Consider the following 11,526-nt stretch of genomic DNA (forward strand, 5'->3'; position numbering starts at 1 on the left):
GGACCGAGATAGCGTGGTTATCAGGTGTCCGTCAGCTGGCGGCAACAAGAAGCCCGCTGCACTCACGATTGTGTGTTCAACAAAAAGTTTCCGCTTCCCTTGACCTTCCCATCATGGGAATCTCTACATAGGGTCTCGAAAGGGGATTTCCCATGAACGAGACAGTCAAACACGCCCATCGACATGAACCGGTTTCCATTCCCGTGGAAGGCATGACCTGCGCTTCCTGCGTGCGCCGGGTGGAAACGGCCGCGGCCAAGGTGCCGGGTGTCATGTCGAGTTCCGTGAACTTCGCCACGAAGAAGCTCACCGTCGAGCCGGCCGAAGGTTTTTCTGCCAGAACGCTTGGCGCCGCCATCAAGAAGGTCGGTTACGATATCGCGCCGGAACGTCACGAATTTGCGGTGGAAGGCTTGCGGGGCGAGGCTGGGGCCGAGCGGCTGAAGGCCGTTCTGGAAGCGGTCGCCACCACAGTCGCCGTCAAGGTCGATGCGGCCTCCGGCAAGGCCTCCGTGGAAACGATTGGCGGCCGGCGTGAACGGGATGCGCTTGTGGAAACGGCAAAGCTTGCCGGGTTCGTGCTGAAGACGCCGGCGCCGCACGACCATTCCGCCCACAACGGTCACGGCCATCACCACGGACATCATCAGGGCCACGGCCAGATGGCGGCGGGCGAGGCCGGCGGCCACGACCATATGCAGCATGCCGGCGAAGAGGGCGCGCTGAAACGCGACCTGACGATTGCCGCGATCCTGACCGCACCGCTTTTCGTGCTGGAAATGGGCGGCCATCTTTATGAGCCGATGCATCACTGGCTGATGGGCATCATCGACACGCAGAACCTCTATTACATCTATTTCGCGCTGGCGACGGCGGTGATTTTTGGACCGGGCCTGCGTTTCCTCAAGACCGGTTTCCCGGCTCTGCTGCGCGGCGCGCCGGAAATGAACTCGCTGGTGGCGCTGGGTGTGACGGCGGCCTATCTCTATTCGGTCGTCGTCACCTTCGCGCCCGACCTGCTGCCGGAAGAGGCGCAGTTCGTCTATTATGAAGCGGCAACCGTCATCGTCACGCTGATCCTGACCGGACGGCTTCTAGAAGCCCGTGCCAGCGGCCGCACGGGAGACGCCATCCGCAAGCTGATGAGCCTGCAGGCGAAGACCGCCCGGGTGGAGCGCGACGGCGCTACCATCGATATTTCCCCCGAAGACCTCGTGGCCGGCGATATCGTCGTCATCCGTCCCGGCGAAAGGCTGGCGGTGGATGGCGAAGTCGTCGAAGGCTCCTCCTATGTCGATGAATCCATGATATCGGGCGAACCGGTCCCGGTGGAAAAGACCATTGGCGCAACGGTCGTCGGCGGCACCATCAACAAGACCGGCGCCTTCAAGTTCAAGGCGACCAAGGTCGGCGCGGATACCATGCTGTCGCAGATCATCCGCATGGTGGAGGAGGCGCAAGGGTCAAAGCTGCCGATCCAGCTGCTGGTGGACCGCGTCACCGCGCTCTTCGTACCCGTTGTCATCGCAATCGCTGTGCTGACCTTCATCGTCTGGGCGATCTTCGGCCCCGAGCCTGCCTATACTTTCGCGCTGGTCAATGCGGTCGCGGTGCTCATCATTGCCTGCCCCTGCGCCATGGGTCTCGCCACGCCGACATCCATCATGGTCGGCACCGGCCGGGCGGCGGAGCTGGGTGTGCTGTTCCGCAAGGGACAGGCGCTGCAGGAACTGCGCTCGGCTGAGATCGTCGTGGTCGACAAGACGGGGACTGTCACCAAGGGCCGCCCGGAACTGACCGATCTGGTGGTTGCGGAAGGGTTTGCCGATGACGCGGTTCTGGCGCTGGTCGCCGCCGTCGAGGGCCGCTCGGAACATCCGATTGCCGAAGCCATCGTCCGGGCTGCGGAAGAAAAGAAGGTTGCGACCCCGGAGGGACTCGAACCCATGACCGTCGAAAACTTCGAAAGCGTCACGGGTTATGGCATTGCCGCCACCGTCAACGGCCGCAGGGTCGAAGTCGGCGCGGATCGGTTCATGGCGAAACTCGGCCATTCCGTGGATATCTTCGCTGAGGCCGCCGCAAGGCTGGGTGACGAGGGCAAGACGCCGCTTTATGCCGCCATCGACGGCAGGCTGGCGGCCGCGATTGCGGTTGCCGATCCGCTGAAACCCTCGAGTGTGACTGCCATCAGGGCGTTGCAGGCCATGGGCATCGAAGTGGCCATGGTGACGGGCGACAATGAACGCACGGCGAATGCAATCGCCCGGCAGGTCGGCATTTCCCGCGTGGTGGCCGAAGTGCTGCCCGAGGGGAAGGTGAAGGCGATCCACGAGATGCGCGCAGGCGGCAAGGTGCTGGCCTTCGTGGGAGACGGCATCAACGATGCGCCGGCGCTGGCCGAGGCCGATATCGGCATCGCTGTCGGCACCGGCACGGATGTCGCCATCGAAAGCGCCGATGTGGTGCTGGTCGGCGGCGATCTTCTCGGCACGGTCAACGCCATCGAAATGAGCCGGGCGACCATCCGCAACATCAAGGAAAACCTGTTCTGGGCTTTCGGTTATAATGTGGCGCTGATACCGGTTGCGGCGGGCGTGCTTTATCCGGCCTTCGGCATCACGCTATCGCCGATGATCGGCGCGGGCGCCATGGCGCTCTCCAGCGTCTTCGTTCTCGCCAATGCGCTGCGGTTGAAACGGGCGAAGGTGGCCCATCGGGAGGTGACGTCATGAATATCGGCCAGGCATCGGAAGCATCGGGCGTTTCCGCCAAGATGATCCGTTATTACGAGCAGATCGGCCTCATCACGCCGGCCGCCCGCACCGGCAATAATTACCGGGTTTATGGCGAGCAGGACGTGCACAATCTGCGCTTCATCAAGCGGGCGCGCACGCTCGGTTTTTCGCTGGAAGAAACCGAGACGCTGCTGAAACTCTGGCAGGACAAGACCCGCGAAAGTTCGGCGGTCAAGGAAATCGCGCTCGTCCATATCGCCGATCTCGAACAGAAGATCGCCGAGATGAAAAGCATGGTGAAGACGCTTTCCCATCTCGCCCATTGCTGTGGCGGCGACCACCGGCCCGATTGTCCCATCCTCGACGATCTCGCGGGCGCGGATAAGACTGACGCCAGGCACGCGCGAACCCACTGACCTTTAATGACGGCCGGTGCGACAACATCGCGCCCGGCGATAAGGAGAAAACCATGAGTGCAACCACTTTCCTCATTCCGGACATGACCTGCGGCCATTGCGAAAAGACGCTGCGCGGCGCTCTCACGGAAGCGCTTCCCGGCGCCTCCGTCAGCATCGACCTCGATGCCCACAGACTGACGGTTATGGGCGATGCCGCAACCGCGGAAGCGGCGATCCGCGAAGCCGGTTATTCGCCGGAACGGGCGGGCTGAAGCGTCTCGTTGCTGGAATGAGTGGGAACGATGTGCTACTGAGTAGCATTATCTTTCCTGTTAAGGGAGTGCCACAATGTCCGTCAAGGCGTCAGTTTCCATCTCCGATCAACAGGATAGCTTCGCCCGCAGGCTGGTGGAGGAAGGGCGTTATGCCAGCCTCAGTGCCGTCGTCCAGCGAGGGCTGGAACTGCTTCGGCAGGAAACGGAACTGAAGGACGCCGAACTTGCCGCGCTTCGTGATTTGCTGGTCGAGCGACGGCAGGGCGACTTCGTCTCCGTGAAAGAGGGCAAGCAAAGAACGGCAGCGATGATCGCAGCCAAGAAGGCCGGTTATGGCCTTTAAGGTCCTGCGCTCGACACAGACGGATCAGGACCTCGGCCTCATTCTCGATCATCTCATCCAGTCCTATCTCGACCTTGGCGACGCCTTGCCGGGGGCTTTTGCGCGCGCTGCGCGACGCGTGGGGTCAATTGAAGCGGATATGGAAGCGCTTCACAAAGCGCCTTTTCAGGGGACATTATTGCCTGAAATATTGCCCGGCCTTCGCCGGGTAACGAAAAATCAGGCTGTCTTTTATTTCGATGTCGATGAGGGTGAAAAGACCGTGCGTATTCTTGCGGTCTTTTTCGGCGGGCAGGATCATCTGCGCCATATGCTCACGCGCCTGTCCCGTCGCACCCCGAATCTTCCCTAAACCTCGTCGAAAGCCCCGCCTTCCCGCGAAGGGTTGCGGTCGATCACCCGTTCCTCGGCATCGTCGGGCAGGGCTTCGTCGCTTTCCTGATAGGGATCGTCCTCGCTCTCTGCCTCTTCTTCCTCGATTTCCTGTTCGATGGATTGCGGAATTTCTCCCTTGGCGGGAAGGGCGTCGATATCGAGATCGAGCAGGTCCTCATCCATTGCGTCTTCGTTGCGGGGCAGGATTTTCTCGTGGTCCATGACGGTGTCCTTTCTGTCCGTTCATTCCACAAACGGCCCGGAGGCGCGAAGGGTTCCTGCCGCCGTTGAATTCCGTCACTGAATTCCGTCAGGCCGGATCGCGTGAAAAAGCCGTCTTGACCTCAATGGCGCTTGAGGTTCTAGTTTGCCCGCCGTACCGAAAAAATGGAAAGGATATGGCTTTGTCGAGTATGGAAATGACGGAGAAAAACGGCTGGAGCGAATTGCTGAGCGGGGCGAATCTCTCGCTTCTGACCGTCATTTCCTCCGGTATCGGCCTGCACGCTTTCAATCAGTTCGCGGTGGTGACGGCCTTGCCCGTGGCCGTCAACGAAATCGGCGGCGCTGCCTTTTATAGCTGGGCCTATAGTCTCTATTTCGTCGGCTCCGTCGCGGGCGGCGTCACCGCCGTCCTGTTTCGCGAGCGTTTTGGCGCACGCGTCGTTTTGCTTCTCTGCTGCCTGATTTTTTCTTTCGGTTCTGTCCTCTCGGCAATCGCCGGTGACTTTTTGTGGGTGGTCGTCGGACGTGCCCTGCAGGGACTGGCGGACGGGCTGATCGTTGCCGTTTGCTACAGCCTCATTCCCGCCGGTTTCCGCTCCGGCCTGCTGCCGAAGGTCTTCGCCATCGAGGCGGCGATCTGGGCGGTCGCCTCCTTCATCGGCCCGCTGACCGGTGGTTTCGCCACCGAACATATCTCCTGGCGCGCTACTTTCCTGCTGTCGGCGCCGCTGATCCTGCTGCTTCTGGCCTATACCACCATTGCCGTGTCCGCCGAGCGGCCGGTGGCGGCGACGCGCAAACCGCTGGTGCCGCTGTTTCTGTGCCTTGTCGGCGCCCTGGCGTTCTCCGCGCCTTCCGCCTTCGAGGATGCGAGCCTGCGCGCCCTTTCGCTGCTGGTGGGCGCGGCGATGCTGTGGGCTTCGCTGCGTGCGGGCATCCGGCCTTCAATCGGTCTTTTCCCGAAGGATTCCTTTCGGCTGAAGACGGTGCTCGGCAGCGGTTTCTGGGTGCTGTTCCTGATGTCCTATGCCCATGCGCTGGGCAGCGTCTATCTCGCTTATGTCGCCATCAATCTCTGGCAGCATGAACCGACCTTTGCCGGTTTCATCGTGGTGACGATGCCGCTTGCCTGGAGCTTCGTGGCGATGCTGATCGGCAGCCTGCGTTCTGCCCGCATTCGGGAGATTTGCCTGCATTACGGCCCTTACCAGATGGTGCCGGGCTGCGCGCTGCTGGGGCTCGGGCTTGCGACCGGCAACTGGGGAGAAATGCTTGTCGGGCAAATTCTGATAGGCTCTGCCTTCGGCATGTCATGGGCCGGCATCAGCCAGGCCGCCATGGAGGCCGCGCCGGAAGAGGAACGCAAGATGACGGGGGCGCTGCTGCCGACAGTCGCGACGCTGGGCGCCGCCGCCGGTGCGGGCGCCAGCGGCACCGTCGCCGCTGCGACCGATCTGGTGGGGCAGATCGAGCGGGCGGATGTGACGATGCCGATGGTTTATCTCTATGGGCTGGGTGTAGTCGTATCGCTGCTGGCGATCATGACCGCCAGCGGGTTGCGGGGCGAACGGCGACTCCTCCGCCGCCGTCAGGACTGAGTGGTGGCGATGGTGATCGCCGCCAGATAGACGACGAAGGCCATGATCGCGATCGCGCCGATGATGACGACGATGCCCTTGCCGGCACGTTTTTTCTCGGCCTTGTTTTCATTGGCTTCGGTGGGAAACAGGATCGGATCGCTGGTGTCGCGGATTTTGGTCATGCCGTTTCTCCTTATCCGTGGATTGGGCGGTTTCGGTCTATCAACCGCCCAATCCGCCAAAAGGTTCCTCACGGTTTCAGCGCCCAGCTGGTGGCATGCACCACCGCGCCGGGGGCGGCCTTCAGCAGCGCCGAGCGTACCGGTTCGAAACCTTCGAGGCGCTTGGTGCCCACATATCGGCCGCGATTGGCGAAGACTTCGATGGAGCCGTAATCGAGAAAGATGCGGATGCGGGATGCCCTCGCTCCTTTGGCGATATAGTGCGGCGAGGGGCCGTCACGCCCGTCCTCGTGGCGGATCCACAGGCCCGTTTCATCGGAAACGACGCCCAGCCTGACCGCCGGATGATCGAGCTCCAGTTCGAAGGGCGCGCCGGGTGAGGCAAGCTCGAACAATATTTCCACCGCCCCGTTGATGAAGGTAATGCGTTCGCCGGCGGCCAGCCGCGTGCGGTCGAGAATATGGCTGCGCAGGCTTTCCGCCGCACCGATGGGCGGGGTCAGAAGCTCGCCGTTTGCATAATGAATCCGGCGCGGCAGCGTCATGGAGGTGGGGAAATCGATCTCCGGATTGGCATCCGCCCAATTGGCCAGCCAGCCCATGCCGATGATGCTGTCGCCATCCAGAAAGGCCTGGAAGGCGTAGTTATCGGTGCCGAAATCCAGCTCCTGCCCGGATTCCCTGGTGAAGACCTTGCCGTCGAACCAGCCGACATCGGCCATGGTGAGGTTCTTGCGGCCGGTTTCCGGGTCTTCCGAATGCATCAGCCCATAGATCAGCACCCAGCGGGTGGAACGGGCATTGGCAGGTCCATCGAGCGGCAGCAGGCAGGGGCATTCGATGGCCGTGGTTTTATAACGCGTCTCCACCCACAGCTTGCCCACATAGGTCCAGCCCGATGCGGCGGTGGGGTCCAGCGTCTCGTAAAGCAGGATGACGCCGCCGCCATCGCTCTGGCTGCCGAGCACCATTTTCCAAAGACCATCAGGGCCGCGGAAAACATAGGGGTCACGGAAATCCGGCGTCAGCCCCTGTCCGTCCGGACGAGTGCCAAGAATGACTTCGGCCTGCCCGGCCATGATGAGATCGGAGGAGGCGGCTGTGAGCTGTATCTGCTGTTCGGGAATGCGGTCCTGCACCTGCTCGGTGAAGAAGACGCGGATGCCCGTGCCTTCCACCAGCGGAATGGTGGAGCCGGAATAGGCGCCGCCGCGCTTGTCTGGCCGTGTCGTCAGATCCTCGGAAGGGAAAAGGAAGATCGGCAAGTGCCGCCAGCGCAGATAATCCGAGGAGACGGCATGGCCCCAATGCATGGTGTTCCAGCGCAGCCCGTGCGAATAATGCTGATAAAACAGATGCGGCCGCCCCTCGAAGCGACCGAAACCGTTCGGGTCGTTCATCCAGCCGAAAGGCGGGCGGAAGTGATAGCTGCCGGGAAGCTCCGGTGCGGCATTGTCCGGCTTGGTATGGACGACGGTGATGCCGGTTTCCAGCACATCCGACGCCGTGAACCAGTAGATGACGGAAACGGCGGTCGTGACCGTGTCGTAACTCAGCTCCACATGGCCGCCGCCGAAAACCTGATAGATTCGAAAACCGAACTCTTCCGTGTTGACGCTTGAAACCTCAGCGAATTTTCCATTCTGATTGGAAAAGGAGACGGCACCCGGCTCGGCATCTTTCTTCGCTTTCAGCCAGACATGGAAGGTGGCGTTGACGGGCAGATCGGTGTGAATGGTGCGGATGGCGCTTTCCGGCTCGGCTACGGCTTCAACGACGCTCATTGCTTTTCCTTTCCTTGGGCATTCTGCGGGTCAAGAATAGGAACGATGATGGCGCGGGAAAGTTCATTGCGCAAAATTGAATGAGGCGATCGCGCAGGTTGGGCATTTATCGCTCGCATCCGCCGCCTTCCGGCCCCATATAGGGGCAAAGCAGGGAGTTTACCCGTGATGAAATTCGACAATTCCTATGCCCGCCTGCCGGAACGGTTCAGCGCCGCCGTGCTGCCGACGCCGGTGAAGGCGCCGCGGCTCATCGCCTTCAATCGTGGGCTGGCCGATGAACTCCTTCTCGATGTGGCCGGCCTTGACGATGAAAGGCTGGCGGCGATCTTTTCCGGCAATGTCGTGCCGCAGGGGGCCGAGCCGCTGGCCATGGCCTATGCCGGCCACCAGTTCGGTGGTTTCGTGCCGCAGCTCGGCGATGGCCGCGCCATTCTGCTCGGCGAGGTGATCGACAGGAGCGGCAAGCGCCGCGATATCCAGCTCAAGGGCTCCGGCCCGACGCCGTTTTCGCGCCGGGGCGACGGGCGCGCGGCCCTTGGCCCGGTGCTGCGCGAATATATCGTGTCGGAGGCGATGTTTGCACTCGGCATTCCCGCCACGCGGGCGCTGGCGGCTGTCCTCTCCGGCGAGAGGGTGCAGCGCGAAGTCGGCCTGCCGGGCGGTGTTTTCACCCGCGTTGCGGCAAGCCATATCCGTGTCGGCACGTTCCAGTTCTTCGCGGCGCGCGAGGATGAGGAAGGGATCAAAAACCTCGCGGACTATGTGATCGACCGTCATTATCCCGAGGCGAAAGAGGCAGACAATCCTTACCTCGCCCTGCTGCAAGGCATAGCGCAACGGCAATGCGACCTCATTGCCCGCTGGATGATGGTGGGCTTCATCCATGGCGTGATGAATACCGACAATATGGCGGTCTCCGGCGAAACCATCGATTTCGGCCCCTGCGCCTTCCTTGATGAATATCACCCCAACAAGGTCTTCTCCTCCATCGATGCGCAGGGCCGTTATGCCTTCAACAACCAGCCGGGCATCGCGCAATGGAACATTGCAAGGCTGGCGGAATGCCTGTTGCCGCTGCTCGATCCGCAGGTGGAAAAAGCCGCCGAACTCGCCAATGCCGTTCTCGCCGATTTCGCCGCCGCCTTTCCGAAACGCTGGCTTGCCGGCATGCGCGAAAAGCTTGGCCTGACGACGGAGGAAGAGGGCGACATCGATCTGGTGCAGGCGCTGCTGGCGCTGATGCAGGCATCGGAGGCGGATTATACGCTGACCTTCCGGCGTCTTTCCCATGCGGCCAATGGCGATGCCGAGCCGTTTCGCGGCATGTTCATCGATATTGCCGGAGCGGACGAATTTCTGGCGCGCTGGCGGGAAAGAGCCGGTCGCGAGGGGATTTCCGATTCCGAACGATCAGCGGCGATGCTCTCCGTCAATCCCGCCATCATCCCGCGCAACCACCGCATCGAGGAACTGATAGAGGCAGCGGTGGAAGAGGGGGATTTCGAGCCATTCCACGCCATGCTGAGGGCAATCGCCACGCCTTTTGAGGAGCGGCCGGACAACTTCGTCTATATGCAGCCGCCGATGAGCCATGAGCGGGTGTTCAGGACCTTTTGCGGGACGTAACGGGTTCGTCAATCCTCGCCGTCATGCCGGACTTGATCCGGCATCCAGCCGCCGCGCGTCTGCGCGGCGAGAGAAGCCTTTTCAGCCCAAGGACTTGGGCTGGCTGGATACCGGCTCGAGGCCGGTATGACGGAGGAATGGGAGGAGATGTTCTCTCGACCGTTTTCTCTTTCTCACCCAACCCGGGCCAGCGGCTCATCCGCGCCGTAGTAGTGGCCGAACCGGTTTTCGAGGAATTTCGATAGCGCCACTTCCTCCTGTCGCACGAAGCCCTCCTGCGGCAGGGCGCCTTCGGCGAGCAGATCGAGAACCGTGCAGATGCCGGCGGCGGTGGTGATCTGGATGGCGCTCATCATCCGGCCGGAAACCGGGCCGGCATAGACCTTGTTGGCATAGGTTTCCTGCAGGAAGCGGCCATTGCGGGTGCCGCAGACGGTGACGAAGACGATGACCACATCCTGCATGGTGCCGGGCAGGGCGTTTTCGAACAGGTCCTTCAGCACATTGCGGCGATTGCGCAGGTTGAGGTCGTTCAGAAGCGCCTTCATGATCGCGACATGGCCGGGATAACGGATGGTGCGGTAATTCATCGTCCGCACCTTGCCTTCCAGCGTGGCGCAGAGCGTGCCAAGCCCGCCCGAGGTGTTGAAGGCCTCATAGGTGACGCCGTCGAGCGAAAATTCCTCACGTTCCTCCAGCGCCGGAACGGCGGTAAGGCGGCCTTCGACGATCGCTTCGCAGGGCTCGATATATTCGTTGATCAGCCCGTCCGTGCTCCAGGTGAGGTTGTAATTGAGCGCATTGGACGGATATTGCGGCAGAGCGCCGACGCGCATCCTCACGCTGTCCAGCTTGTCGAACTTGGCGGCAAGATCGGCAGCGACGATGGAGATGAAGCCGGGGGCGAGGCCGCATTGCGGAATGAGCGCCGTCCCCGCCGTTTCTGCCAAGGCCTTGACCTTGCGGGTGGATTCGACGTCTTCGGTGAGATCGAGATAATGCGTGCCGACGGTAACCGCCGCTTCGGCAATGCCCGCCGTCAGGTGGAAGGGGGCGGCGGAAAGCACGGCGAATTTGCCTTTCAGCAGTGCTTCCAGAGCGGGACGGTCGGTGATGTCGACGATTTCGGTATCGACCCGTTCATGCGCCGGCACATTGGCCAGCTGATCGGCCGAACGGTCTGCGACGGTGATGCGATAATCGCCGGTGGCGGCCAGCATCCAGGCGATGGCCGAACCGATATTGCCCGCGCCGATGACGACAATGTTTTTCATGTTTTTGTTCCCCGCAGTGAATGCAAATCTGTCAGCGCGGATGCGCTTCAAAAACAGAATGCCAGTTTTCATTGACGATTCGCAGCTTCACTATGTGCGGATAGCGGGTTAATATTAGGCAATAAGACGACAGGATTGGTCACTATGACGATTGCCGACAAGGACCGGGCGCTGCTTGCCCTGCTTTCCGAAAATGCCCGCATGCCGGTGGCGGAGCTGGCGCGAAAACTCGGCCTTTCGCGCACCACGGTACAGGCCCGCATCGAGCGGCTGGAGGCGGATGGGGTGATTGCGGGTTACGGCCTCAGGCTTTCGGAAAGCTATCTTTCCGGGCTGGTGCGCGCCCATGTGCTGATCACCATCGGGCCGAAGGCGCTGCCCGGCGTCACGGCGGCGCTTGCCGCCATCAAGGAGGTGACGACGCTGCATTCGGTGAGCGGCACCTTCGACCTCATCGCCATTCTGGCCGCGCCTTCGATCCTCGATCTCGACCGGTTGATCGACCGGATCGGCGCGCTAGACGGCGTGGAGCGCACGCTGTCGTCGATCATTCTATCGACGCGGATTTCGAGGTAGGAGCGTTTGAGGGAGTGGAAGACACGCGAAACCCACTTCCGTCATGCCGGACTTGTGTGGACGTATTGTGGTTTACTTGATGCATAGGCCGGGATGCGCATCCCGGCCTATGCAGGCAGGCGGCCGTATTTCCGGACTGGTTTACGC

The 11,526-nt window shown here is 61.7% G+C and carries 12 protein-coding genes; 8 read left to right on the plus strand and 4 right to left on the minus strand.

Annotated features, from left to right (window positions below):
* Positions 1-152: 152 nt before the first annotated feature.
* The 5 genes from PH605_RS23740 (at position 153) to PH605_RS23760 (ending at position 4,106) form a co-directional block, all read left to right on the plus strand.
* Complete coding sequence (locus tag PH605_RS23740) at positions 153-2,735, plus strand: heavy metal translocating P-type ATPase (RefSeq protein WP_161988012.1); 2,583 nt, start codon at positions 153-155, stop codon at positions 2,733-2,735.
* Entirely contained in the window at positions 2,732-3,154 is a 423-nt protein-coding gene (gene cueR, locus PH605_RS23745) for a Cu(I)-responsive transcriptional regulator (RefSeq protein ID WP_080856110.1), read from the plus strand. The genes PH605_RS23740 and cueR overlap by 4 nt, the downstream gene beginning before the upstream one ends.
* Positions 3,155-3,207: 53 nt before the next feature.
* The gene (locus PH605_RS23750) at positions 3,208-3,408 is read left to right on the plus strand and encodes a heavy-metal-associated domain-containing protein (protein ID WP_065654204.1); all 201 of its coding nucleotides are present in this window, start codon (positions 3,208-3,210) and stop codon (positions 3,406-3,408) included.
* A gap of 76 nt (positions 3,409-3,484) precedes the next feature.
* On the plus strand, positions 3,485-3,754 hold the full coding sequence (locus PH605_RS23755) for a ribbon-helix-helix domain-containing protein (protein WP_142846480.1): 270 nt from the start codon (positions 3,485-3,487) through the stop codon (positions 3,752-3,754).
* Positions 3,744-4,106, plus strand: a complete 363-nt coding sequence (locus tag PH605_RS23760; protein WP_078051559.1) for a KluB — start codon at positions 3,744-3,746, stop codon at positions 4,104-4,106. Before PH605_RS23755 ends, PH605_RS23760 begins: the two co-directional genes overlap by 11 nt.
* Here PH605_RS23760 and PH605_RS23765 read toward each other — a convergent pair.
* On the minus strand, positions 4,103-4,351 hold the full coding sequence (locus tag PH605_RS23765; RefSeq protein WP_142846478.1) for a hypothetical protein: 249 nt from the start codon (positions 4,349-4,351) through the stop codon (positions 4,103-4,105). The two genes, PH605_RS23760 and PH605_RS23765, sit on opposite strands and share 4 nt — an antisense overlap.
* A 191-nt stretch (positions 4,352-4,542) precedes the next feature.
* Here PH605_RS23765 and PH605_RS23770 point away from each other — a divergent pair, with 191 nt between their 5' ends.
* Positions 4,543-5,952: an MFS transporter gene (locus PH605_RS23770; RefSeq protein WP_193559588.1), complete on the plus strand. Its 1,410-nt coding sequence runs from the start codon at positions 4,543-4,545 to the stop codon at positions 5,950-5,952.
* Here the strand turns inward: PH605_RS23770 and PH605_RS23775 are convergent.
* A complete protein-coding gene (locus PH605_RS23775; protein WP_078051557.1) occupies positions 5,943-6,116 on the minus strand; it encodes a hypothetical protein in 174 nt (57 codons plus the stop codon). The genes PH605_RS23770 and PH605_RS23775 overlap by 10 nt on opposite strands.
* A 68-nt stretch (positions 6,117-6,184) precedes the next feature.
* Positions 6,185-7,900, minus strand: a complete 1,716-nt coding sequence (locus tag PH605_RS23780; RefSeq protein ID WP_142846476.1) for a glycoside hydrolase family 32 protein — start codon at positions 7,898-7,900, stop codon at positions 6,185-6,187.
* 168 nt (positions 7,901-8,068) lie between these two features.
* Between PH605_RS23780 and PH605_RS23785 the strand changes: the two genes are divergently transcribed.
* A complete protein-coding gene (locus PH605_RS23785) occupies positions 8,069-9,529 on the plus strand; it encodes a protein adenylyltransferase SelO (protein WP_142846497.1) in 1,461 nt (486 codons plus the stop codon).
* Between the two features lie 173 nt (positions 9,530-9,702).
* Here PH605_RS23785 and PH605_RS23790 read toward each other — a convergent pair whose 3' ends face one another.
* Positions 9,703-10,803, minus strand: a complete 1,101-nt coding sequence (locus PH605_RS23790; RefSeq protein WP_142846474.1) for a saccharopine dehydrogenase family protein — start codon at positions 10,801-10,803, stop codon at positions 9,703-9,705.
* Positions 10,804-10,947: 144 nt separating this feature from the next.
* Here PH605_RS23790 and PH605_RS23795 point away from each other — a divergent pair, with 144 nt between their 5' ends.
* Entirely contained in the window at positions 10,948-11,379 is a 432-nt protein-coding gene (locus PH605_RS23795; RefSeq protein WP_003522324.1) for an Lrp/AsnC family transcriptional regulator, read from the plus strand.
* The last annotated feature ends 147 nt before the right edge of the window (positions 11,380-11,526 follow it).

The organism is Agrobacterium sp. CFBP 3001, assembly GCF_027871605.1.
In the GTDB taxonomy this organism is placed as follows: Bacteria; Pseudomonadota; Alphaproteobacteria; order Rhizobiales; family Rhizobiaceae; genus Agrobacterium; species Agrobacterium leguminum.

Coding starts and splice junctions, on each gene's coding strand:
- PH605_RS23740 (WP_161988012.1), top strand. CDS start 153: ATGAACGAGACAGTCAAACACGCCCATCGACATGAACCGGTTTCCATT.
- cueR (WP_080856110.1), top strand. CDS start 2,732: ATGAATATCGGCCAGGCATCGGAAGCATCGGGCGTTTCCGCCAAGATG.
- PH605_RS23750 (WP_065654204.1), top strand. CDS start 3,208: ATGAGTGCAACCACTTTCCTCATTCCGGACATGACCTGCGGCCATTGC.
- PH605_RS23755 (WP_142846480.1), top strand. CDS start 3,485: ATGTCCGTCAAGGCGTCAGTTTCCATCTCCGATCAACAGGATAGCTTC.
- PH605_RS23760 (WP_078051559.1), top strand. CDS start 3,744: ATGGCCTTTAAGGTCCTGCGCTCGACACAGACGGATCAGGACCTCGGC.
- PH605_RS23765 (WP_142846478.1), bottom strand. CDS start 4,351: ATGGACCACGAGAAAATCCTGCCCCGCAACGAAGACGCAATGGATGAG.
- PH605_RS23770 (WP_193559588.1), top strand. CDS start 4,543: ATGGAAATGACGGAGAAAAACGGCTGGAGCGAATTGCTGAGCGGGGCG.
- PH605_RS23775 (WP_078051557.1), bottom strand. CDS start 6,116: ATGACCAAAATCCGCGACACCAGCGATCCGATCCTGTTTCCCACCGAA.
- PH605_RS23780 (WP_142846476.1), bottom strand. CDS start 7,900: ATGAGCGTCGTTGAAGCCGTAGCCGAGCCGGAAAGCGCCATCCGCACC.
- PH605_RS23785 (WP_142846497.1), top strand. CDS start 8,069: ATGAAATTCGACAATTCCTATGCCCGCCTGCCGGAACGGTTCAGCGCC.
- PH605_RS23790 (WP_142846474.1), bottom strand. CDS start 10,803: ATGAAAAACATTGTCGTCATCGGCGCGGGCAATATCGGTTCGGCCATC.
- PH605_RS23795 (WP_003522324.1), top strand. CDS start 10,948: ATGACGATTGCCGACAAGGACCGGGCGCTGCTTGCCCTGCTTTCCGAA.